At 68.5% G+C, this 25,363-nt stretch carries 26 protein-coding genes and 1 rRNA gene; 15 read left to right on the forward strand and 12 right to left on the reverse strand.

From position 1 onward, the window contains the following. Positions 1–249: 249 nt before the first annotated feature. Together ACWD4J_RS21330 and ACWD4J_RS21335 are read right to left on the reverse strand one after the other, a co-directional pair. Positions 250–1,248, reverse strand: a complete 999-nt coding sequence (locus tag ACWD4J_RS21330) for an anion permease (RefSeq protein WP_451396967.1) — start codon at positions 1,246–1,248, stop codon at positions 250–252. Positions 1,249–1,254: 6 nt separating this feature from the next. Continuing rightward, positions 1,255–1,875 carry a DUF47 domain-containing protein gene (locus ACWD4J_RS21335; protein ID WP_423628779.1) on the reverse strand — a complete coding sequence of 207 codons (621 nt, stop codon included), beginning with the start codon at positions 1,873–1,875 and terminating at the stop codon, positions 1,255–1,257. Between the two features lie 220 nt (positions 1,876–2,095). On the opposite strand from ACWD4J_RS21335, the gene ACWD4J_RS21340 reads away from it, so the two are divergent. Further along, positions 2,096–2,506: a metal-sensitive transcriptional regulator gene (locus tag ACWD4J_RS21340; protein WP_451396968.1), complete on the forward strand. Its 411-nt coding sequence runs from the start codon at positions 2,096–2,098 to the stop codon at positions 2,504–2,506. A 164-nt stretch (positions 2,507–2,670) separates the two neighbouring features. On the opposite strand, the gene ACWD4J_RS21345 is transcribed toward ACWD4J_RS21340, so the two are convergent. Then, positions 2,671–2,868, reverse strand: a complete 198-nt coding sequence (locus ACWD4J_RS21345) for a hypothetical protein (protein WP_451396969.1) — start codon at positions 2,866–2,868, stop codon at positions 2,671–2,673. Between the two features lie 147 nt (positions 2,869–3,015). Further along, a complete protein-coding gene (locus tag ACWD4J_RS21350) occupies positions 3,016–3,810 on the reverse strand; it encodes a hypothetical protein (RefSeq protein ID WP_451396996.1) in 795 nt (264 codons plus the stop codon). Between the two features lie 494 nt (positions 3,811–4,304). Between ACWD4J_RS21350 and ACWD4J_RS21355 the strand changes: the two genes are divergently transcribed. Beyond that, complete coding sequence (locus tag ACWD4J_RS21355; RefSeq protein ID WP_451396970.1) at positions 4,305–5,885, forward strand: FAD-binding oxidoreductase; 1,581 nt, start codon at positions 4,305–4,307, stop codon at positions 5,883–5,885. Between the two features lie 472 nt (positions 5,886–6,357). On the opposite strand, the gene ACWD4J_RS21360 is transcribed toward ACWD4J_RS21355, so the two are convergent. From ACWD4J_RS21360 to ACWD4J_RS21380, 5 genes are all read right to left on the reverse strand, one after another. Continuing rightward, complete coding sequence (locus ACWD4J_RS21360; RefSeq protein WP_451396971.1) at positions 6,358–7,098, reverse strand: phosphatase PAP2 family protein; 741 nt, start codon at positions 7,096–7,098, stop codon at positions 6,358–6,360. 219 nt (positions 7,099–7,317) lie between these two features. Beyond that, complete coding sequence (locus ACWD4J_RS21365; protein WP_451396972.1) at positions 7,318–8,346, reverse strand: bifunctional lytic transglycosylase/C40 family peptidase; 1,029 nt, start codon at positions 8,344–8,346, stop codon at positions 7,318–7,320. Between the two features lie 126 nt (positions 8,347–8,472). Then, a complete protein-coding gene (locus ACWD4J_RS21370; protein WP_451396973.1) occupies positions 8,473–8,712 on the reverse strand; it encodes an AbrB/MazE/SpoVT family DNA-binding domain-containing protein in 240 nt (79 codons plus the stop codon). A 14-nt stretch (positions 8,713–8,726) separates the two neighbouring features. Continuing rightward, on the reverse strand, positions 8,727–9,347 hold the full coding sequence (locus ACWD4J_RS21375; protein WP_451396974.1) for a Uma2 family endonuclease: 621 nt from the start codon (positions 9,345–9,347) through the stop codon (positions 8,727–8,729). A 158-nt stretch (positions 9,348–9,505) separates the two neighbouring features. Next, positions 9,506–10,024 (reverse strand): ATP-binding protein, encoded by a 519-nt coding sequence (locus ACWD4J_RS21380; protein WP_451396975.1) that lies wholly within the window; start codon positions 10,022–10,024, stop codon positions 9,506–9,508. 207 nt (positions 10,025–10,231) lie between these two features. On the opposite strand from ACWD4J_RS21380, the gene ACWD4J_RS21385 reads away from it, so the two are divergent. From ACWD4J_RS21385 to ACWD4J_RS21430, 10 genes are all read left to right on the forward strand, one after another. Then, positions 10,232–11,080: a helix-turn-helix domain-containing protein gene (locus ACWD4J_RS21385; protein ID WP_451396976.1), complete on the forward strand. Its 849-nt coding sequence runs from the start codon at positions 10,232–10,234 to the stop codon at positions 11,078–11,080. An 11-nt stretch (positions 11,081–11,091) separates the two neighbouring features. Next, positions 11,092–11,280 (forward strand): DUF397 domain-containing protein, encoded by a 189-nt coding sequence (locus tag ACWD4J_RS21390; RefSeq protein ID WP_451396977.1) that lies wholly within the window; start codon positions 11,092–11,094, stop codon positions 11,278–11,280. After that, entirely contained in the window at positions 11,273–11,503 is a 231-nt protein-coding gene (locus ACWD4J_RS21395) for a DUF397 domain-containing protein (RefSeq protein ID WP_451396978.1), read from the forward strand. Before ACWD4J_RS21390 ends, ACWD4J_RS21395 begins: the two co-directional genes overlap by 8 nt. A gap of 60 nt (positions 11,504–11,563) precedes the next feature. Further along, positions 11,564–13,156 carry a hypothetical protein gene (locus tag ACWD4J_RS21400; RefSeq protein ID WP_451396979.1) on the forward strand — a complete coding sequence of 531 codons (1,593 nt, stop codon included), beginning with the start codon at positions 11,564–11,566 and terminating at the stop codon, positions 13,154–13,156. Between the two features lie 364 nt (positions 13,157–13,520). Then, complete coding sequence (locus ACWD4J_RS21405; protein ID WP_351304906.1) at positions 13,521–13,829, forward strand: hypothetical protein; 309 nt, start codon at positions 13,521–13,523, stop codon at positions 13,827–13,829. Positions 13,830–14,076: 247 nt separating this feature from the next. Next, entirely contained in the window at positions 14,077–14,943 is an 867-nt protein-coding gene (locus ACWD4J_RS21410) for a hypothetical protein (RefSeq protein WP_451396980.1), read from the forward strand. Beyond that, entirely contained in the window at positions 14,933–16,291 is a 1,359-nt protein-coding gene (locus ACWD4J_RS21415) for a hypothetical protein (RefSeq protein ID WP_451396981.1), read from the forward strand. The genes ACWD4J_RS21410 and ACWD4J_RS21415 overlap by 11 nt, the downstream gene beginning before the upstream one ends. A gap of 23 nt (positions 16,292–16,314) precedes the next feature. Next, positions 16,315–17,856 carry an SCO6880 family protein gene (locus tag ACWD4J_RS21420; RefSeq protein ID WP_451396997.1) on the forward strand — a complete coding sequence of 514 codons (1,542 nt, stop codon included), beginning with the start codon at positions 16,315–16,317 and terminating at the stop codon, positions 17,854–17,856. A 10-nt stretch (positions 17,857–17,866) separates the two neighbouring features. Beyond that, positions 17,867–19,276 (forward strand): ATP-binding protein, encoded by a 1,410-nt coding sequence (locus ACWD4J_RS21425; protein WP_451396982.1) that lies wholly within the window; start codon positions 17,867–17,869, stop codon positions 19,274–19,276. A gap of 1 nt (position 19,277) precedes the next feature. Further along, a complete protein-coding gene (locus ACWD4J_RS21430; protein ID WP_451396983.1) occupies positions 19,278–20,855 on the forward strand; it encodes a type IV secretory system conjugative DNA transfer family protein in 1,578 nt (525 codons plus the stop codon). On the opposite strand, the gene ACWD4J_RS21435 is transcribed toward ACWD4J_RS21430, so the two are convergent. Then, positions 20,841–21,596: a helix-turn-helix domain-containing protein gene (locus ACWD4J_RS21435; RefSeq protein WP_451396984.1), complete on the reverse strand. Its 756-nt coding sequence runs from the start codon at positions 21,594–21,596 to the stop codon at positions 20,841–20,843. The two genes, ACWD4J_RS21430 and ACWD4J_RS21435, sit on opposite strands and share 15 nt — an antisense overlap. Before the next feature lie 252 nt (positions 21,597–21,848). On the opposite strand from ACWD4J_RS21435, the gene ACWD4J_RS21440 reads away from it, so the two are divergent. The 3 genes from ACWD4J_RS21440 to ACWD4J_RS21450 are packed head-to-tail and all read left to right on the forward strand — an operon-like array spanning position 21,849 to position 24,306. Beyond that, positions 21,849–22,514 carry a DUF4097 family beta strand repeat-containing protein gene (locus ACWD4J_RS21440; RefSeq protein WP_451396985.1) on the forward strand — a complete coding sequence of 222 codons (666 nt, stop codon included), beginning with the start codon at positions 21,849–21,851 and terminating at the stop codon, positions 22,512–22,514. Between the two features lie 29 nt (positions 22,515–22,543). Continuing rightward, positions 22,544–23,533: an ATP-binding cassette domain-containing protein gene (locus ACWD4J_RS21445; protein ID WP_451396986.1), complete on the forward strand. Its 990-nt coding sequence runs from the start codon at positions 22,544–22,546 to the stop codon at positions 23,531–23,533. Then, on the forward strand, positions 23,530–24,306 hold the full coding sequence (locus tag ACWD4J_RS21450; protein ID WP_451396987.1) for an ABC transporter permease: 777 nt from the start codon (positions 23,530–23,532) through the stop codon (positions 24,304–24,306). The genes ACWD4J_RS21445 and ACWD4J_RS21450 overlap by 4 nt, the downstream gene beginning before the upstream one ends. Positions 24,307–24,436: 130 nt before the next feature. Here ACWD4J_RS21450 and ACWD4J_RS21455 read toward each other — a convergent pair whose 3' ends face one another. Continuing rightward, entirely contained in the window at positions 24,437–24,982 is a 546-nt protein-coding gene (locus ACWD4J_RS21455) for a GNAT family N-acetyltransferase (RefSeq protein ID WP_451396988.1), read from the reverse strand. 106 nt (positions 24,983–25,088) lie between these two features. After that, a 5S ribosomal RNA gene (gene rrf / locus ACWD4J_RS21460) occupies positions 25,089–25,205 on the reverse strand. Positions 25,206–25,363: the final 158 nt, after the last annotated feature.

Raw genomic sequence — 25,363 nt, forward strand, 5'->3', positions numbered from 1 at the left:
GCTGCATGGCGGTGCCACCGCAAGGAAAAGGGCCCGCCCCCTGGCTCCCGGGGGGCGGGCCCATTTGTTACTGCTGTGGGCGCGCGTTACCGCTGTACCGCTGTGGGCAGGCGCCCGTACCGCTGTGGGCAATCGTTCCGCCGGGGCGATGGGGGTCTCCCCGCTCGAGCGAAGCCGAGAGTGGGGGAGGGTGGGCACAGCCCACGACGGCGGGCAACCCCACGAACTAGGGCACCCACCTATGACGGGCTAGCCAAAGGCCAACAGCACAACCCAATAGCTGAGCGCAGCAACAACGGCGGCCGCAGGCATGGTGATGAACCACCCAAGAACAATGTTCTTGGCAACCCCCCACCGCACGGCATTAACCCGCTTCGTCGCCCCAACACCCATAATCGCCGACGTAATCACATGCGTAGTCGAAATAGGCGCGTGAAAAAGAAACGCCGTACCGAACATGATCGACGCCCCAGTCGTCTCCGCAGCAAACCCCTGCGGCGGATCCAACTCGATGATCTTCCGCCCCAACGTCCGCATGATGCGCCACCCACCCGCATACGTCCCGAGCGAAAGCATCACCGCACACACGATCTTCACCCACACCGGAATCGCGTCGCCGTAGTCCTGGACATCGGCGATGACCAGCGCCATCACCACGATGCCCATGGTCTTCTGCGCGTCCTGCAGACCGTGCCCGAGCGCCATACCCGCCGCCGACACCGTCTGCGCGATACGGAACCCGCGCTTGGCCTTGTGCGGATTGGCCTTGCGGAAGAGCCACATGATCGCGCACATCACGAGATAACCGGCGACGAGCCCGACGACCGGCGACAGGAACATCGGAATGATGATCTTGTCGATGACTCCGGTCCAGTACACGGTGATGCCGCCGGCGAGGGCCGCGCCCACCATGCCGCCGAAGAGCGCGTGCGAAGAGGACGACGGCAGCCCGAAGTACCAGGTGATCAGGTTCCAGATGATCGCGCCGACGAGCGCGGCGAAGAGGATGCCCATCCCCTTGTCGCCATGGGGCGTCGCGATCAGGCCCTCACTGACGGTCTTGGCGACCCCGCTGCCAAGGAACGCACCCGCGAGGTTCATGACCGCGGCCATCGCGAGCGCCGCGCGCGGAGTCAGCGCCCGCGTGGAGACAGATGTCGCGATCGCGTTTGCCGAGTCGTGGAAACCATTCGTATACGTGAAAAAAAGCGCGACCCCAATGGTCACGACCAGCACAAACGTGTCCACGAAGCCTCAGGACTCCTTGACCGCGATGGTCTCCACCGTGTTGGCCACGTGCTCGAACGCGTCCGCCGCTTCCTCCAGCACATCCACGATCTGCTTGAGCTTCAGCACCTCGATGGCGTCGTACTTGCCGTTGAACAGGTGGGCCAGCAGCTTGCGGTGGATCTGGTCGGCCTGGTTCTCGAGGCGGTTGACCTCGATCCAGTACTCGGTGAGGTTGTCCATCGTCCGCAGGTTCGGCATGGCCTCGGCGGTCAGCTCCGCGGCCCTCGCCAGCACCTCGATCTGCTGCTCGACGCCCTTCGGGAGCTCCTCGACCTGGTACAGCACGACCAGATCGACGGCCTCCTCCATGAAGTCCATGATGTCGTCGAGGGACGACGCCAGGGAGTAAATGTCCTCCCGGTCGAAAGGCGTGATGAAGGAGGAGTTCAGCTGATGGAAGATCGCGTGGGTAGCGTCGTCTCCCGCGTGCTCCGCGGCCCTCATCCGTTCCGCGATCTCGGCCCGGGCGGAGGCGTCAGCCCCGAGCAGTTCCATCAGGAGCTTGGAGCCCGTGACGATGTTGTCCGCGGACGCGGCGAACATGTCATAGAAGCTCGTCTCCCTGGGGGTCAGACGAAAGCGCACGTGGGATCCTCGGGGTGCTTTGGTTTCGGTCGGTGCTCTGATGTCGGTCAGGGTGATGCTAGGCGCATCATCCGGCCACGGCGAACCGGCGTTTCCCAGTGTCGCCCATGAAGGACAGCGGCCAGCACAGGGTCCCGTCAACCGTTCAGTACCCATGAAAATTCGGTACCATATACCCAGTAGGGGTATATGGAACAAGCCAGACCAGCAGGAGGACGCGATGACGACCGCCAAGGCCGGCGCGACGACCGGCGAAGCGCCCTCCGCCGCCACCGACGCCACGGGCGACTCCACCGTGACGGACGCGACAATCGCAAGTGGCCAGATCGTGACGGACCACGACCGCGGCATCCACGGCTACCACAAGCAGAAGGACGAGCACCTCAAGCGCCTGCGCCGCATCGAGGGCCAGATCCGCGGCCTGCAGCGCATGGTCGACGAGGACGTCTACTGCATCGACATACTCACCCAGGTCTCGGCATCCACCAAGGCCCTGCAGTCCTTCGCCCTCCAGCTCCTCGAGGAACACCTCCGCCACTGCGTGGCCGACGCAGCCCTCAAGGGCGGCGAAGAAATCGACGCAAAGGTAGAAGAAGCCACAAAGGCCATCGCCCGCCTACTCCGCACATAAGGGCTTGCCTATTCGCTGTGGGCGGTCGTCCCTCCCCCAGCTAACGCTGGGAGGTGCCCCCAGGCGATGGGGGTACCTCCCATGCCCTTAAGGCAATGGGGGAGGGTGGGCACAGCCCACGACGCACAGCACCTCAAACGTCAGGGCGCCCCACCGCCCCCCGATCAACAGAAGTACTCAGCCGAACCCAAGCCAAGAACCCGCTCATCAGCGACCCGCAAAACCTCATCAATGAGGTCAAAACTAAGCCGCTCCTCCCGCGAAGCGGACGCCGCGATGATGAGCTCCCCACACAACTCGATCTCGGCAAGGGCAACGTGGTCCTGAACAGCCGTACCGCCGCGCACCGGAGCCACGTTCATCACCTCTTCCTGCCGCCCGCCGTCACCGACTCCCAAGAGTAGGGAAAGCCCTACGCACCGCGCATGGCACGGAAGGACCATTTCCAGCCGCCCGACCGGGGCACGAAAGCGGACACGAGGCGCCGCACCGAGGCGCGCGGTGCACCCCTACTCCTCGGCGATCTTCCCCGCGAAGATGTCCTTGGCGTCCGGCAGTTCCACACTCACAGGCGCCCCGAAGTCGTACAGCAATGTGGTCGACGCCACATCGACGTCGGTCTTCTTCCCGCCCTTGCCCCCGCCGTTGGCGAAGCTGAACTGGTGCCGAACCTTCCGGATCCGCCCCTGGTCGTCGAGGTACGCATCGAACGGCACCTCCCCCTTGGCGAACCCTTTCGCCGCCGCCTTGAGCGCCCCGCGCTGATCAGCCGACGCCAGCTTCGCGGCCTGCGCCAGAACAGCGGTGCCCCGATAGTGCCGGACGGGCGTCCCGGAAACCTCAGATTCCCCCACATATGTCACATCCTGGGCGCCCCGCAGCAGTTCGGCAGCGGCCAGCGGATCGGTGGCACCGCCGGTGACGAGGTTCCCGTCGGACAGTGTGGTGGTGTCCACGCGCACCCATTTGTCCGCAGGCACACCCGCGCCCCGGTTCTTCATGTACAGCGCGCCGGGTGCGAGCAGTTCGGTGATCGGCCGGTGTTTGTCGACGCCGGCCGGGTCCTGCGGCAGCACCACCTTCAGCCGCCCGAGCCGCGCCCTGTAGTCGTAGACGCCCTCGCCGCGGATGGTCACGCGCGTGCCCCCGGTGGCCATCTCCATCGCCGTACGCGTTTTGGAAGTGCCCTGCTGGACCAGGATGTCGGCGGCCTCGCGCACGACGTCGACGGGATCGGCAGGGCGCTGGCTCTCGGCGGCGGCTCCGCTTCCGGAACAGCCGGTGGCGCCGGACATCAGTCCCATCGCCGCGGCGGCCGCGGCGAACACCGTGGCCCTCCTCCTACGCTGCTGCACCACCATCGCCTACCGACCCCCAAGCCCTGTCTCTGCGTGTCGGACCCCCTGTCGTTCCGCTTAACGACGGCTGGGGAAGGTCGTCACGCGCCCGGTGTGCGCGGAGGGACCCGGGTGCCCGGAGGGAATCCGGTGTGCACGAAGGGCGCCTGGTGCGTACGGGTAGTGGGTACCGTTGATCCGTGGCGCAACAGCAACAGGCCGCCGAGCCCCCCATACCGGACGAACACCGCACGACGACGGTCGAGAAGGGCCGTTTCTGCGTCGCGCACTGCACCTGTGGCTGGCGCGGCCCGGCCCGAAGAGCCCGCAGCCTGGCCCGCGCTGACGCGGAGTCCCACAGAACAGCCCCCTGACCACGTCACACAACACGACGCGCGCCCGTGGAACCCAAGTCCGCCGAGCCCCGTCTCGTTCCAAGAGACACCACGGGGAGGGCCCAGATGTTGCGGCGTACGTTCATCACAGCGGTACCGGCCGCGCTGGCCGCGGGAGCCGCCACGGCCTGCAGCAGCACGACCGGCGACGCCGGCAACGGCGACACCTCCGCAGCCACGGCCGACGCGAACACCACGGACACCGGCACCGCATCCGCCGCCGCGACCACCCGATCCCCGGCCGCCGGCTGGAAAGCCCTCTCCAAGGACCTCGACGGGCCGCTCGTCCTGCCCGGTGACTCCGCCTGGGCAACGGCCCACCAGCTCTACAACACCCGCTGGGACGGTCTGAAGCCCGCCGCCGTCGCCTATGTCTCAGGCGCCGACGACATCCGCACGGTCCTCGCCTACGCCCGCGCCCACAAGATCCGCGTCGCCATCCGCAACGGCGGCCACTCCTACGCCGGCTGGTCCTCGGGCGACGGCCGCCTCATCCTCGACGTGTCGAAGCTCGCCACGATCCGGGCCTCCTCCGGCGAGGCCGTCGTCGGCGCCGGCGCCAAGCTCATCGACGTCTATCGCGGGCTCGCGGCGAAGGGCGTGACGATCCCCGCCGGCTCGTGCCCCACCGTCGGCGTCTCGGGCCTCACCCTCGGCGGCGGCCACGGCGTCGTCTCCCGCGCATACGGCCTGACCTGCGACAGCCTCACCCAGGCCACGGTGATCACGGCCGACGGCAGGCAACTCACGGCGAACAAGACGGAGAACAGCGACCTCTTCTGGGCCCTGCGCGGCGCCGGCAACGGCAACTTCGGCGTCGTCACCGAGCTCCGCTTCCGTACGCACCCGGCGCCCCAGGCCGTCACCGCCTATATGAGCTGGCCGTGGTCCCGGGCGGCCGCGGTCCTGACGGCATGGCAGGAGTGGGGGCCCGACCAGCCCGACGAGATCTGGTCGGCCTGCCATCTGGAGAACGCCGCGGGGGGCACCCCGACGGTCTCCGTCAACGCGTTCTCCCTCGGCACCTACGGCGAGCTGCAGAACGCCGTCGACCGGCTGGCCCACGCGATCGGCGCCTCGGCGAGCAACGTCTCGCTGAAACGCCGGTCGTACGAGCAGTCGATGGAGGTCTACGCCGGCTGCTCCGCCTACCCGGAGGACGCGATGTGCCACCTCCCCGGCTCCACACCCGGCCGGAACCCGCAGGGCTCGCTCGGCCGCGAGACGTACGCCGCCGCATCGGACTTCTTCGACAGGTCCATCTCCGCGGCCGGTGTCCAGACGATGCTGAACCGGATCCGCTCCGTCAGCGGCGGCTCCGGCAGCATCGCGCTCACCGCCCTCGGCGGCGCCGTGAACCGCGTCGACCCGACGGCCACCGCCTTCGTCCACCGCCGCTCGCGCATGCTCGCGCAGTACATAGCGGCCTGGCGCCCCGGCACCGCGGGCACGACGGCCCGCGCCTGGCTCACCACAACCCACCAGGCCTTGGCCCCCCACGCCTCAGGAGCGGCCTACCAGAACTACACGGACCCCACCCTCACAACCTGGCGCCAGGCGTACTACGGCGAGGCGGCTTCCCGCCTGACCACCTTGAAGACGAAGTACGACCCGAACAGGTTCTTCACCTACCCGCAGGCGCTGTAGGAGCGCCCCCTACCCCGCTGTGGGCAGGCGTTCCGCAGGGCTGGGGGCACCTCCCAGCGGTAGCTGGGGGAGGGTGGGCACTGCCCACGACGCACGGCCACCTGACCCCGCACAGTCCCCCGTACGGCCCCAACACCAACCCGTACGGCTCCCGCACAAGGCCCCCCACTGGCCCGCCGCAGGCGAATACCGTGCGCTGAGGACATGGACTCAGCAAGGAACACCGGAACCGGAATACGAATAGCAACCGCCACCGCGGCAGCCGCAGCAACCCTGACCCTGGCAGCAACAACCGCCGCCATCCTGGAAAAGGACGGCACCCCCCATCCCGAATCGGGCCCTTTGGCCCTGGCGTCGGCAGCCGTAGCAGCCGCAGCAGGCACAACCGGCCTGGCCCTGCTACGCAAAGACCGCAGACCCCGCACCCGAACCGAGCGCACCCAGTCCGAGCGCACCCAAAGACTTCCCGGGGCTACGCCGCCAGATCCCGCTCCGAACCCCCACCCGGCAGGCCCGAACCCGGCTCAGCCCCAGCCCCTGACTCCGGCCCCGTCCCCTGCTCCGGCACAACAACCCCCAGGGACCCCCGCGCCCGAACCAGCCACCCAGCCCGCCCCGACCTCCCCATAGCCTTCGCCACGGGCGTCAGCAGCGCCATCGCCACCGGCGACAGCAGCAGCGCGACCGCCGTACCGAGCGCGAATCCGCCGATCACGTCCGTCGGGTAATGAACCCCCATGTAGACCCGGCAGAAGCCCTCCAGCACCGCCAGCGCGATCCCGGCGACGCCGATCTTCCGGTTGGCCACGAACAGCCCGACGCCCATCGCCATGGCGAGCGTCGCGTGATCGCTCACGAACGAGAAGTCGTTCTTGCCGTCGACGAGGACGGCGAGCCCGTCATGATCGACGAAGGGCCGCGGCCGTTCGACGAACCCGCGTATCGGGATGTTGATCAGGACCGCGATCCCGGCGGCCAGCGGCGCCCAGACGATCGCGGCCAGCGATGTGGCCGCGTCGTCGAGCGTCGTGGCCCGCTTCCGCATGGTCCACCAGCACCACAGCACCAGCAGCACCATGCCGAGCAGCAGCCCGTACTCACCGATGAATTCCATGATCCGGTCGAACCAGCCCGGGGCGTCGTCGGCCAGGCCGTTGATGTCGTACAACAGGCTGACGTCGGGGTTCGACCCGGATGTAGCGAGTCCAGCCATCGTGCTGCGGCCCCTTCGTCCTTCCTGCGGGCGCACCCTTGCGTGCGCCTCTCCACCAACCCCCGTGGTCGTCGATCCGCTTCAGGAAAAGGAACGCACACTCCCGCAGCATCCGTTCCATCCTCCACGGAATGATCACTCAGACGTTATCCAAGAGAGACCATATTTGCAGCTCAGAGGCGGTGTCGACGAACACTTCCGGCCAAGTCAAGGCCTGGATCACGCCCCTGGCTTCTGCGTCGGCAGCGCTTTCGCGCCGTCTTCCGTGACCCGTGTCGCACCAAAATAGTCCGGCGTGTCGATCGGGTCGAAACGGATTACCGCGCCCGTTCGCGGTGCGTCGATCATGTACCCGCCGCCCACATAGATTCCCACGTGCCGGATGGCCCGCGAATCGGTCAGGTCGTCCGAGAAGAAGACGAGGTCTCCCGGCAGCAGTTCGTCGCGCGCGGGATGCGGCCCGGCGTTGTACTGATCGTTGGCGACCCGCGGCAGCTTGATCCCCACGGTGTCGTACGCCGCCTTGGTCAGCCCCGAGCAGTCGAAGCGCCCGCCGTCGGCGGCAGTCCCGTCCCCGCCCCACAGATACGGGGTGCCGAGCTTCTTCTGCGCGTAGTAGATCGCCCCGGCCGCCTGCCGCGACGGCGAGACCCGCCCGACGGGACTGGCGAAGCTCTTCTCCAGCGTCGTGATCGTCTTCACGTAGTTCTGCGTCTCGCGGTACGGCGGCACGCCTCCGTACTTGATCACGGCGTACGCACCCGCGTTGTACGCGGCGAGCATGTTCTCCGTCAGATTGCCCGGCGCGTCCTTCACGTACGACGCGAGCTTGCAGTCGTACGAGGCCGCGGACGGGATGGCGTCCGCCGGGTCCCAGATGTCCCGGTCGCCGTCGCCGTCCCCGTCCACGCCGTGGGCGGCCCACGTGCCCGGAATGAACTGCGCTATGCCACGCGCGTCCGCCGGGCTCTTCGCGTTCGGGTTGAATCCGCTCTCCTGGTACAACTGCGCCGCCAGCAACGCCGGGTTGATCGCCCGGCAGAGATTGCCCCACTTCTGCACCAGCGTCTGGTACGCGGCCGGCACGGCACCCTTCGCGAGCCCGACGGCCCCGCCCGCGAGCCCGCCGGCCAGGCTCCCGGCCGCCACGTACGTCCCGACGACAAGCAGCCCGACGAAGCTCAGGCACAACCCGATCCCGATCCCCGAGACCATCCAGACTTTGCGCACCCCCCAACTCTCCCCCATCCGCGCCCTGTTCAAGGCCGTTTCGGCCGTGTGACCGTTGCCCGAGCACCGCTATTCGGCCTATTGGCGTGGAGCCCGTGCGGGCGCCTGGTCGGGCGACCGCACGGATGCGGGCCGGCCCGCCGGTCATTCGCCACGCAAGAGCGCCATGATCGCGTCGGTCGACATGCCTTCCACATCCTTGCTGTTCGCGGTACCACGCAGCCGCTGGACCGCGCGCTGCCCCGCAGTGAGCGACGACTCGGCCCGGACGATTCGGAGAGTGCCATCCACCTCTACGACGTCTACCTCGTCGCCCGCCCGCAGGTTGAACTTCGCGCGAAGTGCGGCCGGGATCGTGACCCGGCCCTTGCTGTCGAGCAGCATCGGACGCCTCCCACTCAGCCGCTCTCGGGACGTGCCGCGCGGCGGGGCGGCGCCCCGTACACCGGGAAGCCGGCTGTCCCGACTGCGAAGCCGAAAGGCGGGGGCAGTGGCACCGTCTCCCCGAATTTGCCGGGCAGCACGCCCTGATAACTGCCGTTGTCCGGGCGAGTGTGCAGCGCCCAGGTGCCCTTCCGGGGATCGATGACGAGGAGGACGGCGACGCGCGCCACCGCGTACCAGTCGGTCTTGTCCCTGATCTCCCTGGACTTCTCGGAGCCCGAGATCACCTCCACCGCGAGCGCCACGTCGACGGGGTCGGCGAGCCAGTCGTCGTCTTCCTCCCACTCGGTGGGCAGCACGATCAGATCCGGCGTCACATAGTCGTCCGGGTCGTCAGGCAGTGCGATCGAGGACATCTCGTACGCCGCCAGCCCTTCGGGCAGTGCCTCGCCGAGCTGTCGGCGCAGCCGCGCGACCACACCCGCGTGCTTCCCACGCGGAGTCGGGGACATCACGAGCTTTCCTCCCACGATCTGCACCCGCAGACCCGTCGCTTCCTCGACCTTCTCGGCGACCTCGCGCAGGTTCCCCGGTCGGGGACGCGGATACATACCGGAGCCGCGTGGCACGGTCATGGTTCGCGACCTCCGTTCCTCCGCCTCTGCCGCCTCTGCGGCCGCGCGAGCAGGTGGGGTGGGAGGGCCCGTGTCCCGCTCGGCGTCGCCCCCACCGTACTGCTGCGCCTCGTCCACGGTCCGCGCCCCACGCTGTGTCCGCGTGCACGCAGGCGCCTTCAGCCGCCGTTCGACCTCGACCACAACCGACCCCCTCTTTCACGGTCCGAGCACACGTCATTACGGTACGTGACGCCACTGACATCCCGCCGGCCGCACTCCGCCCACAGCAGCTTTCCGCCGCACGCGTTCGCCGCGTCGCCGAGCACATACGCGCCCCATGCGTCCGCACACGCCTGTACGAGGTGCAGGCCACGGCCGCATTCGGCGTCCTCGGGCGGTACGCCGAGCGCCCCCGGCGGGCCCCCGAAACCGGGCGGGATCGTCGGGTCCGAGTCCCATACGGCGACCCGGAGCCGGTCCGGTTCGGCCGAGCGCAGGCGGAGCGCGCACGGCCCTTGTGTGTGGCGGTACGCGTTGGTGAGCAGTTCGGCGGCCAGCAGCTCGGCGGTGGCGGTGAGTTCGGCGAGGCCGTGGGCAGCGAGGACGGTACGGAGGGTTGCGCGGGCTACACCTGGGGCCCGGGGGTCGCGGGGAAGTTCGAGGGTGTAGGTCCAGGACGGGGCTACGGTTGACATCGGAAGTCTCCGGTCGAGGAGGGGAGTTGGATGGTTGTTGTGCAGTGCCCAGTGACCGCGGCCGCTCCGTCGAGCGGGGTACTTCTGGGCGGGGCGCCTAGATAAGAAGGTACTCGGGCGGAGTTAAGCTCTTTACCGATTCGGCGAAAACGTCAGTACTGCCACCCGTGTGGGTGACCAGCTAGAACAAGGAGGGCGGGCTCGCCCATGAGGAACAACCCGACGGGTCGTCAACTCCGACTGGGCACAGAGCTGCGCAAACTTCGTGAGCGCGCCGGCCTGACCTCCACCCAGGCCAGTCAACTGCTCGGCCTCAAGCAGCAGAACCAGATCAGCAACATGGAATCCGGACGGCTTGGTGTGAGCCCGGAGCGGGTCCATACGCTGGCCTGCCACTACGACTGTTCGGACAAGGCTCTCGTCGATGCGCTCGCCGAGATGGCCAGCAGCCGCAAGCGAGGCTGGTGGGAGGAGTACCGGGAGATCCTCCCTGCAGCACTCCTGGACCTCGCCGAGGTCGAGCACCACGCCACGCTGTTGCGCTCAGCCGTCACTGTGCACGTCCCGGGCCTCTTCCAGACCACGGACTACGCCCGCGAGATCTTCCGGCAGGACGTACCGGAGCTTTCACCTCCGGACATCGAGCACCGGGTGTCGTTCCGGATCAAGCGGCAGGCCGTGCTCTTCCAGGACTCGCCGACACCCCACCAGGCCATCGTCCACGAGGCCGCTCTGCGCATGCAGTTCGGTGGTCCCACAGTCACCCGAGCCCAGCTCAAGCACCTCCTGGACATGAGCGAACGGGACCACGTCACGATCCATGTCATCCCGTTCAGCGCCGGAGCTTTCCCCGGCTCAGGCCAGTCGATCTACTACGCCAAGGGCGCGGTGCCGCAACTGGACACCGTCAATCTCGACCAGTCCCACGGCCCCATGTTCCTCGATGCCGAGGCCCAGCTCGACAAGTACCAGGTCCTGCTCGACCGTATGGAGGCCACGGCGCTGTCCCCCGAGGAGTCGCGGGACTTCATCCACAAAGTCATCCAGGACCTGTGAAGGAAACCAAGATGCCCAAGCTCAATTGGCAGAAGTCGTCGTACTGCGCTCAGGGCAACTCCTGCGTACACGTCGCCGCCGCCACCGGAAGGCTCCACCTGACCGAAAGCAGCGACCCCGACCAAGCCATACTCGCGACCACCCCCCGCGCCTTCGGCGCCCTCATCCACGTACTCAAGGAGAACCGAACCCGTGGCTGACGTACCCCCCAACCTCGACTGGGTCCGCGCCGCCCCGGAAGACGCCGTCGGCCCCGGCCCCTGGATCGAGATCGCCTTCGGCGAGGACGATGCCGTCTACCTCCGCGAGACCAGCGACCCGGACAACGTGGTGACGACGACGCAGAAGAAGTGGGACGCCTTCGTACTGGGCGTCCAGGCAGGCGAGTTCGACCACTTCGTGGAGGGCGTCGTAACCGATTGACGGACCCCCCGTCTCGGCGGATCGTAGGGCTCACATAAAGACGGCTGGGGGGAGCCGAAAATGGGCGCTTGGGGACCGTACGACAGCGGCAACAACGCAGGGTGGACCGTACCGCCACCACCGCAGCAACCGCCGACGGTCGGGATGCCGCTCGCCGACCCCGACCCCTGGCGGGCCGTCGCGGTCGGCCTGCTCAACCTCACGGGCCTCGGCCTCGGCTACGTACTGCTGGGCCGCTGGCTGCGGGCCGTCGCATGCTGGGCGGCGACGGCGGTCCTGCTGCTGGTCGCGCTGCCCGCGGACATCGACGGCGTACCGGGCGGGGCCCTCGTCGGGTACGCCGTCGTGGTGGTGGTCGCCGCGGCCGACGGGGCGCGCACCGCGCTCCGTACGCCCCTGCGCCCGGCGCTGAGCGCCCCCTTGGCGGCCGTACTGGGCCTGGTGCTCCTCGCGGTTCCGGCGGGCGGCGCGGTGGCGTACGACTCGGCGCGCGACGATGCGATCGAGCAGATGCTGCTCGACCGGCTCGCCAAGACGGACAAGCTGGTCGCGGCGGCGTCCGAGAGGGACTTCTCGGGCGCGGAGAAGGACTACCGGTCGGCGCTGGCCGGGTACCGGGCGCTCAGCGACGACCACCCGGACTCGCGGGCGGCGAAGCTCGTACCGGACCGCCTGAAGGCGTATTACGAGGCGGTCGCGACCCCGTACGGCAAGAAGGAGTACTGCGACGCCGTCGAGCCGCTGACGTATCTGCGGACGCTGCCCAAGACCATGGGCAAGGACCGGCTCGGCTCCCTGGCCGGCTGGCCCGACGACCGGCTGGCCACCTCGCTCTACGAATGCGGCGTCTCCCGGCTCGGCGCGGACTCGGGATCGAACGGCGGTGAGCTGGGCGAGCTGCTGCGGACGTTCCCCGAGTCCGAGCAGGCCGCGAAGGTCGGGCCTGCCGTGCAGAACGAGATAGAGGAGCGCTCCGCGGCCCTGAACGGGAACGACCCCTGCACGGTCACCGATGCGCTGCGCCAGATCGGCGAGACGGCGGACGGGTTCCCGGACGATCCGGGCGACGGGCTGCGCAAGGACGCCGACAGCGCGGTGGAGTCCGGCGTCTACGCCTGCGGGGTCGACGAGTTCAAGGACGGCGAGTTCGAGGACGCGAGCAAGACGCTGTACGACTTCGCCGACACGTACAAGGGGAACAAGAAAGCGAAGAGGGCCCGGCAGATCGCCATCGCCGCCGAGATCGCGACGGAGCGCCCGGCCGCGGGCAAGAACCTGCCGCCGTCCAGCAGCCCGGGTGGCGTCCGGATGCCGGTGGAGTTCAGCAACGACGCCCCGAGCGCGGTCGAGATCCTCTACACAGGCCCCGTCACCGGGACGCTCCACCTCGGAGCCTGCGGGAAGTGCAAGACGTACTCCAGCTACGCGGCGGGCAACCTGTCGGCCTGCAAGGACAGCAGCGTGAACTACCCGAAGACCACGCTCCGCCTGCCCTCCGGCAACTACCACTTCCTGGTCAAGTACTCGGACGACGGCGACAGCGCGTACGCACAGTCCTATGCCGACGGAAGCAAGATCGAGCCCGGCTACACCTACACGCAGTGCACGTACGTCGTCGAGAGCGGATTCGGCCTGCCGTCCTCGACGGCCTGACGCGCGCTGAGGGTTTCTGACGCGCCCTCACCGCCGTGCCGTCCGCTCGGCCCGCGCCGCCTTGCTCCCTTGCGCCCCTGGACGCCCCAGGGGCGCCGGTCGTGTGACGAGGTGCCACCGACCGGCCATCATTGCCCGAGGTCAACCCTCGTGATACACAGAGTGACCATACGTACCTTCGTATACCGCCCTACTCCCCCCGCGAGGGGCTCGCGGGGGCCGGCAGCCGGAGATCCGTACGAAACCCGCCAATCAATGGCGCCAAGTCGACATCCGACAGCGCCATCGTCGGCAAGAATGAGGCTGGACCTCTGCGCGCACTGGCAGGGGGTGCGGAACAACCCATACAGGGGCGGTGAGTTACATGCTTATGGCAGCCGAAAAGGGCGACATCACCACCATCATCGGCGGGATCGCCCCGGACTGGGGGCCCTTCGGGAGCCTGGGCAACGAAGCACGGGTGATGGTCGAGGTCGTGATGGCGGTCGCCATCCTGCTCTGTCTCGGCATCGCGATCTGGGGCGCCGCCAAGCAGAGAATCGGCGCCACGGCCCTGCGCGACACCTTCAGCGCGGAGCAGGGCAAGGGCCTCATCATCGCGGGCCTGACCGGGGTATTCATCATCGGATCGCTGGGCACGCTCTTCACCATCGTGTACGGCATGGCCGTCTAGCTGCGGCCGCGTCCGGCCCCCGACCGGCACCGCGGCCCCCAACGCTCCGTCAGTCGTCCGGGTGCGCCCGGCCCTCCCACCTAACCCACCCGTCCGTCGCGCCCACCGGCTGAGGTTGCGTTTCCCTGATGTCCCAGATGTCCGTGGCATTGCTGATGTCGAGTCACCACACCGCGTCCACTTGGGGACCGGCAGGGCTACCGTCGTACTACGCGGTTCTGCACGAGCCTGAGGGGGCTGACGCGGCATGAGTCTCGGCGACGAGCACCATTACGACGACTTCGGACGCTCCGCACGCGCGGACGACGACTTCGGCGGCTCGGGCCAGACCCGGACCCGTCTCCCCGAGCGACGCGGCGACATCTACGGCGGCGCGCGCCGCCCCGGCCGCTCCTCCTCGCGAAGCCTCATCACGATCGTCGGCGTGGTGGTCCTTTTGATCGCAGCGATCGCTTTCGCGAACCGTGGCGGCGGGGACGGGGGCGGGGGCGACTCCTCTGCGGGGAGCGGGGACAGAGCGGACGCGGCGCCTACGGCCGCGTCCGGGCAGAAGCCTGTCAGCGCCAAGGACGGCGGGGTTCCTTCGGGGTTTGGGCGTGATCGGGAGGGGGCGCAGTCGGCGGCGGCGAATTATGCCGTGGTCCTGGTGTCTGCCGACATCCTCAAGCCGGCCCGGCGTAGCGAGATCGTCAAGGCCGTGTTCGTCGCCGACAAGGTGTCCGAACTCGAGGCGAAGTTCGACAAGGCGTACTCGAAGGACTTCCTGGCGAAGGTCGGCCTGGACGAGAACGGCAACGCGGCCGCGGGCCAGACGTACGTCTCGCGCACCATGCCGGTCGGCACCAAGGTCACGAAGTACTCGGACAGCACCGCGACCGTGGAGGTCTGGTGCACGGGCATCTTCGGCACCGCCGGTGAGGACTCGACCAACCCCGTCACCAGCGACTGGTTCACGATGACGCTCCAGCTCAAGTGGACCGACGGCGACTGGAAGGTCGGGAGCTTCTCGCAGAAGGAGGGACCGGCCCCCGTGAACGGCGACAACAAGGTGTCCCCGTCCGACGAGATCGCGAAGGCCGTCGAGGAGTACGGAGGGTTCACGTATGCCCGGTAACTCCCAGCGCATGATCAAGGTCACCGGCGCTTTGGCCGCCGCACAGGCCGCAGTCCTCCTGTTCGCCGCGCGTGCCGTCGCGGCACCCACACCGAAGCCGTCCGACGACAACTGCGACCTCATCGTCGGCCCCGCCAAGAACTACTGCGAACGCGACGGCGGCTCCACCGGCGGCGGAGGCGTCTCCACCACCGACCCCCTCACCTCCACCCTCGACCCCCTCTCCTCCCTCGCAAAGGGCTGTGCCAAAGCCGCCTCCTGGACCGTCGACGTGCTGTCCGACGCCATCAAGGAGACGGCCAACGTCGACTTCACGAACCCGAAGTTCCTGCAGCAGTACGCCATCGTCTTCGCGGCGTCGAGCATCCTGACCCTGGTCCTGTGGCTGCTGGCGGTGGCGAAGCGTGCCGTGCGCGGTGTGCCGTTCACCACCGCCCTGAGCGAAGCTGTCGGCTTCCTCTGGCTCACCGTCCTGTCGTCCGCGTTCACGCCGCTGATCCTCTACACCGTCGTCTCCGCGACCGACGGCGTCAGCGACGTGCTGGCCAATGCCACCGGCGACCAGACGGACACGTTCTTCGGGACGTTCTCCGAGGCTCTCAGCAAGGGCACCGACATCGGCGGCGGCCCGATCATGCTGATCCTGGTGTCGCTGATCTCCATCCTCGCCGCCGGCGTGCTCTATCTGGAGCTGTATCTGCGGGCCGTGCTCCTGTACGTCGGTGCGTTGCTCGGCGTCGTGGTCTACGCAGGGCTCGTCGACAAGAACCTCTGGGGCCATGTCCGCCGCTGGGCGGGAATCATGATCGCGGTGATCCTGGTGAAGCCCGTGATCGTCATCGTGCTCGGGCTCGCCGGAGCACTGACCACGTCCGACGGTCCGGACTCGCTCGCGGCCGTCGTGTCCGGCCTCGCCATCATCCTGCTGGCCATCTTCGCGAGCGCGATGATCTACCGGTTCGTACCGGGCTTCGGCGACGAGATCGCGAACTCCCGCAACAACCGCATCATGCAGGGTGCCGAGAACAAGGCGGCCGCGGTCATCAGTTCCCCCGCCGCCCTCGTGTCCCAGGGCATCAAGACCCACAGCGCCCGCGGCCGGGCGGAGGACGGCGGCGGGGGCGGCAGCAGCCAGCCGCGCCCCGCGAACCCGGCGAGTGGAGGGGTGGCCGCACACGGCACGCGTGGGTCGGCCACCGGCACGGGCGGCGGCGGATCTGTCCCCTCCGCCGCACCCCCGCCCCGGACCAGCCCGGTCAACACCCCGCACGCAAGCAACACCCGCACCGCCGGACCCGCCGCGAGCAGCTCCGGACGTACCAACCGCACGGGAGGTGAAGGGCGTTGACAACTGATTCCCATGCGTCTCACCTGTCCCATCCGGTCACGCCCCGCCGTACGTATCTGATCGGCCGCGCCCGGCCGAACGCGATCGTCGGCAGGAACCGGGAGACGGGCGAGATCGCGCTGATCATCGCGGGCGCGTTCCTCGGGATGATGTGCGGACTCCTCGTCCCCGTCCTCAGCATGCGGATCGTGCTGCTGATGGGCTTCCCGCTGCTCGCGCTGGCCGCCGTCTACGTCCCGTACAAGCGGCGCACGTTCTACAAGTGGTTCGAGATCAACCGTTCGTACAAGCGGACGCTGCGGCAGGGCGTCGCCTACCGGTCGGGGTCCATGGAGGCCGGCACGCGTATGGACGGCCGTGAGGTCGAGGTCGGGCCGCCGCCCGGGATCGGCCGTATCAGCTGGCTGGCCGCGCCCTTCGGTCCTGACGAGATCGCCGTACTGCTGCACGCGGACCGGCGTACGGTCACGGCCGCCATCGAGATCGAGGGCCCGGGCGTGGGCCTGCGGGACAGCGAGGACCAGGAGGCGCTGGTCGACCGGTTCGGGACGCTGCTGAAGCACGTCGCGAACGGCGACGGCTTCGTGACGCGCCTGCAGATGCTCGCCCGTACGCTGCCAGCCGACCCGGACGCGCACGCCAAGGACGTCGCGGTGCGCGGCGACGAGCGGGCGCCGGGCTGGCTCCAGCAGTCGTACGACCAGCTGCAGTCCATGGTGTCGACGAGCAGCGAGCAGCACCGGGCGTATCTGGTCGCCTGCATGCACTACACCCGGGAGCTGGCCGCCGAGGCGCAGGCGATGGCGCGCGCCGCCCGGCCGGGGGGCGGCAAGAAGCTCGACCGGGACGCCGGGCTCGCGGTGGTCATGGCGCGCGAGCTGACCGACATCTGCTCACGGCTCCAGGAGGCCGACATCCGCGTTCGCCAGCCGCTCGGCCAGGGCCGGCTCGCCTCGCTCGTCCACTCCATGTACGACCCGGACCATCCGATCGACCACATCCAGGCGATGACGAAGCGGAACGCCTGGCCGGCCGAGCTGGACGCGATGGAACCGACGTATCTGCAGGCCAAGACGCGGGAGTCGGCGAGCCGCGCGCCCTGGTGCCACGCCACGGCCTGGGTGAAGGAGTGGCCGATGACGCCGGTGGGCGTCAACTTCCTGGCGCCGCTGCTCGTCCACACCCCGGACGTGATCCGTACCGTGGCCGTCACGATGGACCTGGAGCCCACGGAGGTCGCCATCGAGCGGATGCTGACCGAGAAGACCAACGACGTGGCGGAGGCCAGCCGCGCCGCCAAGATGAACCGGACCGTGGACCCGCGCGACATCGCCGCCCACTCGCGCCTCGACCAGCGCGGCGAGGACCTGGCGAGCGGCGCGGCCGGCGTCAACCTCGTCGGCTACATCACCGTGTCCTCCCGCACGCCCGAGGCGCTGGCGCGCGACAAGCGGACCATCCGGGCCTCGGCCGGGAAGTCGTATCTGAAGCTGGAGTGGTGCGACCGCGAGCACCACAGGGCCTTCGTCAACACGCTCCCGTTCGCGACCGGCATCCGAAGGTAGGGCTGAACTCATGCGGGATCCGCTGTCCGTCCTCACCGAAGCCTTCACGTCCTTCCTCTTCGGGAAGGTCGAGACGACCCGGCTGCCCGTGCGTACGTCGACGGGGCAGGCCCAGGCGGTCTACCTGCCGACGGCCGCACCCGGCCTCGGCGACTCCGGCGTGATCATCGGCCGCGAGGTCTACTCGGGCAAGGGCTACATCTACGACCCCTTCCAGCTGTACGGGCAGCAGTTGCCGGCCCCGCACTGGCTGGTGCTCGGCGAGTCGGGCAACGGCAAGTCCGCGCTGGAGAAGACGTACGTCCTGCGGCAGCTGAGGTTCCGCGACCGGCAGGTCGTCGTCCTGGACGCGCAGGGCGAGGACGGCGTGGGCGAATGGAACCTCATCGCCGAGGAGCTGGGGATCACTCCGATCCGGCTCGACCCGATGGCCGCCCTGGACACCGGCATCCGCCTCAACCCGCTGGACCCGGCGATCACGACGACCGGGCAGCTCGCGCTGCTCAGGACCATCATCGAGGTCGCCATGGGGCACGGTCTCGACGAGCGGTCCGGCTTCGCGCTGAAGGTCGCGCACTCGTACGTCAACGAGACGATCGTCGAGCGCCAGCCCGTCCTGACCGACATCGTCGAGCAACTCCGCCACCCCGAGCCGGAGTCGGCCGAGGCGATGAACGTCGCCATAGAGGACGTACGGGCCTGGGGCCTGGACGTCGCCCTGGTCCTGGACCGGCTGGTGGACGGCGACCTGCGCGGCATGTTCGACGGGCCGACGACGGTCGGCATCGACCTGGACGCCCCGCTGATCGTCTTCGACCTGTCCCACATCGACCGCAACTCGATCGCCATGCCGATCCTGATGGCGATCGTGGGCGTGTGGCTGGAGCACACGTGGATCCGCCCCGACCGGAAGAAACGCATCTTCCTGGTCGAGGAGGCCTGGCACATCATCGCCTCGCCCTTCGTGGCGCAGCTGTTCCAGCGCCTGCTGAAGTTCGGGCGGCGGCTCGGCCTGTCGTTCGTGGCGGTCGTGCACCACCTGAGCGACGTGGTGGACGGCGCGGCCGCCAAGGAGGCGGCGGCGATCCTGAAGATGGCGTCGACCCGGACGGTCTACGCCCAGAAGGCCGACGAGGCGCGGGCGACGGGCCGAGTGCTCGGCCTGCCGCGATGGGCGGTGGAGATCATCCCGACCCTCTCACCCGGCATCGCGGTCTGGGACGTCAACGGCAACGTCCAGGTCGTCAAACACCTGGTCACGGAGACGGAACGCCCGCTGGTCTTCACGGACCGCGCGATGACCGAGTCGTCCGCCGACCTGTCCGACGACGCCCTGCACGCAGCCGAACTGGAGGCGGAGGAGCGGGCCGCGTTCATGGAGCAGCAGATGAAACAGATGAACGACTCCACGGTGGCGTGACGTGGGAGCGGGACAGCAGTACCGCGAGAAAGGCCGGGAGGGATGGGAGGACCGGGGAGGCCCAGGCAACCGGGGAGGCCGTCCTGAGCAGCGCGGCATCCCTGACGGCCTGCTGATCGGCGTCCTCGTCTTCCTCCTGGGCATGACGCTGCTGGTGTGGTCGGCGACCGGGCTGGCGGGCTTCTGCGCCCACGGCTCCTGGCCCCGCAATGTGACGGTCACCCACACCCCGGTCGCGATGCACCACTTGATCGCCCAGCCGCATGACGTACCGGGCGCCTGGCCGAACACCCCACCGGAACAGCTGTCGGGCTACGGCCTGTTCTGGGGCCTGTTGATCGGCCAGCTGATGATCCTGATCGTCCTGACGGTGTTCGTGATAGGGGTGGTGGCACGCTGGAGGGCAAGACGGTCGGCGGCCTCCGCCGCTGTGGGTGCCGCCTCTGCCGCTGTGGGCACCGGCTCCCCCGCCGTGGGCGCCGGCTCCCCCGCTGTGGACGCCGCCTCCGCCGCTGTGGGCAGTCGTTCCGCTGGGGCGATGGGGGTCCCCCCGCTCGAGCGAAGCCGAGAGTGGGGGAGGGTGGGCACAGCGGAACCCGCACCGGCGGAACCCGCACCCCAAACACCCGCACCCGCACCAGAACCCGCACCCCAGGGCCCCGTACAGTTCGCCCCCGCCGAAACCAGACACCGCACCGCCACCCAGGCAGTACGAGACGCCGAGGGCGCAGCCCTGGTCGTCACGTCGAACCCCGCCCTATGGGCGGAAACGAAGGACGCCCGCGCCAAGTTGGGCCCGGTCCTCCTCTACGACCCCTCCCACCTGTGCGACACCCCGGCCCGCCTCCACTGGTCCCCCAGCACCGGCTGCGAGGACAAGACGATCGCAGCCCAACGAGCAGCCGCCCTCCTCGCCCCGGTCCGCCCCTCCTCCAAACTGGACGCCGCGGTCGCAGACACCGCGGAAACGCTACTCCGAAGCTTCCTGCACGCTGCGGCCGTGGACGGCCGCCAGTTCAGACAGGTACACCGCTGGGCCCAGGGCACCCAGGTACACGAGGCCGTACGCACCCTGCGTACGAACCCCAAGGCCGCACCGGGCACAGCGGGCGAACTGGAAGCAGCCCTGACCTCCCACCCGGAACGCCGTGACATCGCCCAGGAGTTGACGGCCAGAGCCCTCTCCTCGCTCTTCACGGTCAACGTCCGCGAGTCCTGCACCCCAAACCGAACTGATGCCCTTGTCCTGGATTCCTTTGCGAACGAAGGGGGCACGCTTTACGTGGTGGGTGAATCGATCGAGGACCCGAAGACGAACCCGGGAGCGATGCCGCTGCTCACCGCCCTGACCTCAAACGTGGTCGAGCACGGCCGGCGCATGGCCGAACGGTCATCCTCCGGTCGGCTCGACCCACCACTCACCCTGGTCCTGGACGACGTAGCCGCGGTGGCCCCCCTGCCCCAGCTGCCGGACCTCCTGACCACAGGCCCGGCCCAGGGCCTCCCCACCCTGGCCCTCCTCCGCTCCCGCGAACAGGCCCGCGCCAGGTGGCCGCAGCACGAACTACCCGCGATCTGAACTGGGCGTGGCAGTGCCGCCTGAGGTCGTTTCGGGTTTCGTGTAGAGGACGTCGCGGGCCTGCTCCGCGGCGCGGATCATGCTCTCGCCGACGAAGTCGACGAAGCGGGCGATGTTCTCGAGGCGGACGGCGGCCGGGGTATCGGGGCCGAGGAGGCTGACACCCTGCCGTGCGGTCGCGGCAAGCTGAGTGTGGGACCGGGCGCTGGCGATCATGCCCTCGTACCAGACGTCGTTGTCGACGACGTAGCGTTCGCGGCGGCGTTCGTCGCGTTCCCTGCGAATGAGGCCCATGTTCTCGAGGAGCGCGATCGTTTTGGAGATGGTCGCCGGGCTGACCTGGAGGCGCTGGACGAGTTCGGACGCGGTGAGGCTGCCCGCGTCTGTGGTGTAGATGCAGACCAGCACCCGGGACGCCATCTTGGGCAGGCCCTGTGACATGAAGACGGTGGTGAACGCCTCCTCGTACTCGCGCACGGCCTCTGCGTCGCGTCCGTGGGGCAGCGCGGGTGTGTTCGCGCCCCGGGGCGCGGCCTGCCTGCGGCGGTGGGCGCGGTGTTCGGTGGCGCGGTGGGCGAGGTCGGCGCGATAGCCGGTGGGACCGCCGTTGCGCATCACCTCACGGGTGACGGTCGAGGTCGGGCGCTCCAGGCGTCTGGCGATCTCCGCGTAGGCGAGGCCGTCGGCCAGTCCCAGCGCGATCTGCTGGCGCTCCTGCTGGGTGAGCCTGCCTCCCGGCATCGCGATCTCCTTCGTGGTGCGAGGTACGTGGCGGCCTCAGCATAGCGTTCATTTCCAATCCATTGCAACGAACCGAGGTGAGGATTGTTGCATTAGATTTAGAACCGTTGCAACGAAATCCCGGCATTCACCTGTGTTGATGGGGATTTCGCGCTACAAGCTTGTTGCCAGGGCATCGAATGCAACGTAGCGTTTCCGTCATCAGAAACGACGGGCCGGAAGGGGCCCGCCGAGCAGATGAAGGAGCAAGCGATGCAGAAGTTCGACACCTCCGCCCCGGTGACCGCCGTCCTGGACATCCCCGCCGGACGCATCCAGTTCATCGCCGCCGACCGCACCGACACCACGGTCGAGGTCCTGCCCTCCGACGCTGCCAAGAGCCGCGACGTGAAGGCGGCGGAGCAGATCGAGGTCGCCTACAGCGACGGCGTCCTGCGGATCGAGGCCCCGGAGGCGAAGAACCGGATCCTCGGCAACTCCGGGTCCGTCGAGGTCACCGTCCAGCTGCCGGCCGGCTCCCGCATCGAGGCCAAGGCCGCCGCCGCAGAACTGCGGGGCGTGGGACGGCTCGGCGACGTCGCCTTCGAAGGCGCGTACCGCCAGATCAAGATCGACGAGGCCGCGAGCGTCCGCCTCACCGCGATCGACGGCGACGTCGAGGTCGGCCGGCTGGGCGGCCCCACGGAGATCAGCACCGCAAGGGGCGACATCCGGATCGCCGAGGCCGTGCGCGGCACGGTCGTGCTCCGCACCCAGTCCGGCGACATCTCGGTCGGCGCCGCTGCCGGCGTCTCGGCTGCCCTGGACGCCGGCACCACCAACGGCCGCATCAGCAACGCCCTCAAGAACGATGGCACCGCCGAACTCGACATCCACGCGAGCACCGCCCACGGCGACATCACCGCCCGCAGCCTCTGACGCGCACCCCGACACAAGGAGCACTCCTCATGACCGATGTGGCCATCGCGGCGAACGGGCTGCGTAAGTCCTACGGCGACAAGACCGTCCTCGACGGCATCGACCTGGCCGTCCCGGAAGGAACGATCTTCGCCCTGCTCGGCCCGAACGGCGCCGGCAAGACCACCGCCGTCAAGATCCTCTCCACCCTCATCTCCCCCGACCTCGCCTCCGGCGAGATCCGCGTCGGCGGCCACGATCTCGCCACCGACCCGCAGGCCGTACGCGCCGCGATCGGCGTCACCGGGCAGTTCTCCGCCGTCGACGGGTTAATCACCGGCGAGGAGAACATGCTCCTCATGGCGGACCTGCACCACCTCTCCAAGCCCGAGGGACGGCAGGTCACCGCCGAACTCCTTGAGCGCTTCGACCTGGTCGAGGCCGCCAAGAAGCCCGCCTCCACCTACTCCGGCGGCATGAAGCGCCGCCTCGACATCGCCATGACCCTGGTCGGCAAACCGCGGATCATCTTCCTCGACGAGCCGACCACCGGCCTCGACCCGCGCTCCCGCCACAACATGTGGCAGATCATCCGCGAACTCGTCACGGGCGGCGTCACCGTCTTCCTCACCACCCAGTACCTGGAGGAGGCCGACGAACTCGCCGACCGCATCGCGGTGCTGAACGACGGCAAGATCGCCGCCGAAGGCACCGCCGAGGAGCTCAAGCGGCTCATCCCCGGCGGACACGTCCGCCTCCGCTTCACCGACCCGGCCGCGTACCAGAGCGCCGCCTCCGCCCTGAGCGAGGCATCCCGGGACGACGAATCCCTCGCCCTGCAGCTCCCCAGCGACGGCAGCCAGCGCGAACTGCGCTCCATCCTCGACTGGCTCGACGCCGCCGGCATCGAGGCCGACGAACTCACCGTGCACACCCCCGACCTCGACGACGTCTTCTTCGCCCTGACCGGCGACGCCGACATCCCCAACCAGCAGAACCAGCCGAACCAGCCGAACCAGCCCAAGGAGACTGCCCGATGAGCTCGCTCTCCCTCGCCGTGCGCGACTCCTCCACGATGCTGCGCCGCAACCTCCTGCACGCCCGCCGCTATCCGTCGCTCACCCTGAACCTGCTGCTCACCCCGGTCATGCTGCTGCTGTTGTTCGTCTACATCTTCGGCGACGCGATGAGCGGCGGCGCGGGTCGCTCCGCGTACATCGCCTACATCGTCCCCGGCATCCTGCTGATGACCATCGGCTCCACCACGATCGGCACCGCGGTCTCCGTCTCCAACGACATGACCGAGGGCATCATCGCCCGCTTCCGCACGATGGCGATCCACCGCGGTTCCGTGCTCTTCGGGCACGTCGCCGGCAGCGTCCTGCAGTGCATCATGAGCGTGGTCCTCGTCGGCGCCGTCGGCGTGGCCATCGGCTTCCGCTCCACGGACGCCACCGTCCTGGAATGGCTGGCGGCGTTCGGGCTGCTCGCGCTGGTCTCCCTGGCATTCACCTGGATCGCGGTCGGCATGGGCATGGGCAGCCCCAACGCCGAGGCCGCCAGCAACAACGCCATGCCGCTGATCCTCCTGCCGCTCATCTCCAGCGCCTTCGTCCCCCTGCACACCATGCCCGGCTGGTTCCAGCCGATCGCCGAGTACCAGCCGTTCACGCCCGCCATCGAAACCCTGCGCGGACTCCTCCTCGGCACCGAGATCGGCAACAATTGGTGGATCGCCATCGTCTGGTGCGTGGGCCTCACCGTCCTCGGCTCCCGCTGGTCGAAGGCCCAGTTCAACCGCGACCCCAAGTAAGCGACATGAGCACGCGGGCCCGACAGCCCACCCCGTCCCACCCGAAGGCGGCGTACACCGACACCTCGTCGGAGTACGCCGCCTCGTTCGTGTACCGCGTGGTGTGCGGGCCACAGGCCCGGTCAGGGCATTAAGGCCGCTTGATCACGAACTCCAGCTCGGCAGCAGACGCATCCCCCGGCACCGGCACGGTATTGCCCGACGGCATGAACCCGGCCCTGCGGTAGAAACTCTCAGCACGAGCATTCCGCTCATGAACGAACAACCGCGACTGCTCAACGCCCAAACTCCAGGCCCACTCCAACGCGGCATCGAAGAGGGCGTCGATCACGCCGCGTCCCCGGTACTCGGTCCGTACGAAGACCCCCACCAGATGGCACTGCCGCTGCTCGACCACACCCCCGAACGCATCCTTCGCGCCGGCCTCCTCGACCAGCACGACCACCGTCCCCGCCCATTGGCCGTTTGGGGCCTCGGCAATGAACTGCCGCCCCTCGGTGGCGCCTTCGGCGACGCCGGCTGTCCGCTGCTTCCAGAAGGAATCAGGCTTGGCGACTGCGTCCTCGTACGTCTCGAGGAAGGCGAGCGGCGCAGCCGGGTCCTGGAGCGCAACGAGCCGCAGCTCCTTGGCCGTGGGCCACTCGTCGGAACGTATGGATCGGATGACGGGACTCATACCCTGATGGTCGGGGAGACGACTCACCCTCGCAAGGCAATAAACTCGCAAGCAATAAAAACAGAAAACCCCCGCACCGGAAGGTGCGGGGGTTTTCTCAAAATTTGTTCGGCGGCGTCCTACTCTCCCACAGGGTCCCCCCTGCAGTACCATCGGCGCTGTGAGGCTTAGCTTCCGGGTTCGGAATGTAACCGGGCGTTTCCCTCACGCTATGACCACCGAAACACTATGAAACTGACAACCGCACCACGTTGTGGCAACGCGGGGTTGTTCGTGGTTTCAGAACCAACACAGTGGACGCGAGCAACTGAGGACAAGCCCTCGGCCTATTAGTACCAGTCAACTCCACCCATTACTGGGCTTCCATATCTGGCCTATCAA

The sequence above is a fragment of the Streptomyces sp. NPDC002577 genome (assembly GCF_053594815.1).

Excerpts from the sequence above, each read along its gene's own strand:
- ACWD4J_RS21385 (WP_451396976.1), top strand. The coding sequence starts at position 10,232 with ATGAGGAACAACCCGACGGGTCGTCAACTCCGACTGGGCACAGAGCTG.
- ACWD4J_RS21390 (WP_451396977.1), top strand. The coding sequence starts at position 11,092 with ATGCCCAAGCTCAATTGGCAGAAGTCGTCGTACTGCGCTCAGGGCAAC.
- ACWD4J_RS21415 (WP_451396981.1), top strand. The coding sequence starts at position 14,933 with ATGCCCGGTAACTCCCAGCGCATGATCAAGGTCACCGGCGCTTTGGCC.
- ACWD4J_RS21360 (WP_451396971.1), bottom strand. The coding sequence starts at position 7,098 with ATGGCTGGACTCGCTACATCCGGGTCGAACCCCGACGTCAGCCTGTTG.
- ACWD4J_RS21445 (WP_451396986.1), top strand. The coding sequence starts at position 22,544 with ATGACCGATGTGGCCATCGCGGCGAACGGGCTGCGTAAGTCCTACGGC.
- ACWD4J_RS21400 (WP_451396979.1), top strand. The coding sequence starts at position 11,564 with ATGGGCGCTTGGGGACCGTACGACAGCGGCAACAACGCAGGGTGGACC.
- ACWD4J_RS21455 (WP_451396988.1), bottom strand. The coding sequence starts at position 24,982 with ATGAGTCCCGTCATCCGATCCATACGTTCCGACGAGTGGCCCACGGCC.
- ACWD4J_RS21365 (WP_451396972.1), bottom strand. The coding sequence starts at position 8,346 with ATGGGGGAGAGTTGGGGGGTGCGCAAAGTCTGGATGGTCTCGGGGATC.
- ACWD4J_RS21380 (WP_451396975.1), bottom strand. The coding sequence starts at position 10,024 with ATGTCAACCGTAGCCCCGTCCTGGACCTACACCCTCGAACTTCCCCGC.
- ACWD4J_RS21340 (WP_451396968.1), top strand. The coding sequence starts at position 2,096 with ATGACGACCGCCAAGGCCGGCGCGACGACCGGCGAAGCGCCCTCCGCC.
- ACWD4J_RS21450 (WP_451396987.1), top strand. The coding sequence starts at position 23,530 with ATGAGCTCGCTCTCCCTCGCCGTGCGCGACTCCTCCACGATGCTGCGC.
- ACWD4J_RS21375 (WP_451396974.1), bottom strand. The coding sequence starts at position 9,347 with ATGACCGTGCCACGCGGCTCCGGTATGTATCCGCGTCCCCGACCGGGG.
- ACWD4J_RS21345 (WP_451396969.1), bottom strand. The coding sequence starts at position 2,868 with ATGAACGTGGCTCCGGTGCGCGGCGGTACGGCTGTTCAGGACCACGTT.
- ACWD4J_RS21355 (WP_451396970.1), top strand. The coding sequence starts at position 4,305 with ATGTTGCGGCGTACGTTCATCACAGCGGTACCGGCCGCGCTGGCCGCG.
- ACWD4J_RS21350 (WP_451396996.1), bottom strand. The coding sequence starts at position 3,810 with ATGGGACTGATGTCCGGCGCCACCGGCTGTTCCGGAAGCGGAGCCGCC.
- ACWD4J_RS21435 (WP_451396984.1), bottom strand. The coding sequence starts at position 21,596 with ATGCCGGGAGGCAGGCTCACCCAGCAGGAGCGCCAGCAGATCGCGCTG.
- ACWD4J_RS21425 (WP_451396982.1), top strand. The coding sequence starts at position 17,867 with ATGCGGGATCCGCTGTCCGTCCTCACCGAAGCCTTCACGTCCTTCCTC.
- ACWD4J_RS21440 (WP_451396985.1), top strand. The coding sequence starts at position 21,849 with ATGCAGAAGTTCGACACCTCCGCCCCGGTGACCGCCGTCCTGGACATC.
- ACWD4J_RS21410 (WP_451396980.1), top strand. The coding sequence starts at position 14,077 with ATGAGTCTCGGCGACGAGCACCATTACGACGACTTCGGACGCTCCGCA.
- ACWD4J_RS21370 (WP_451396973.1), bottom strand. The coding sequence starts at position 8,712 with ATGCTGCTCGACAGCAAGGGCCGGGTCACGATCCCGGCCGCACTTCGC.
- ACWD4J_RS21405 (WP_351304906.1), top strand. The coding sequence starts at position 13,521 with ATGCTTATGGCAGCCGAAAAGGGCGACATCACCACCATCATCGGCGGG.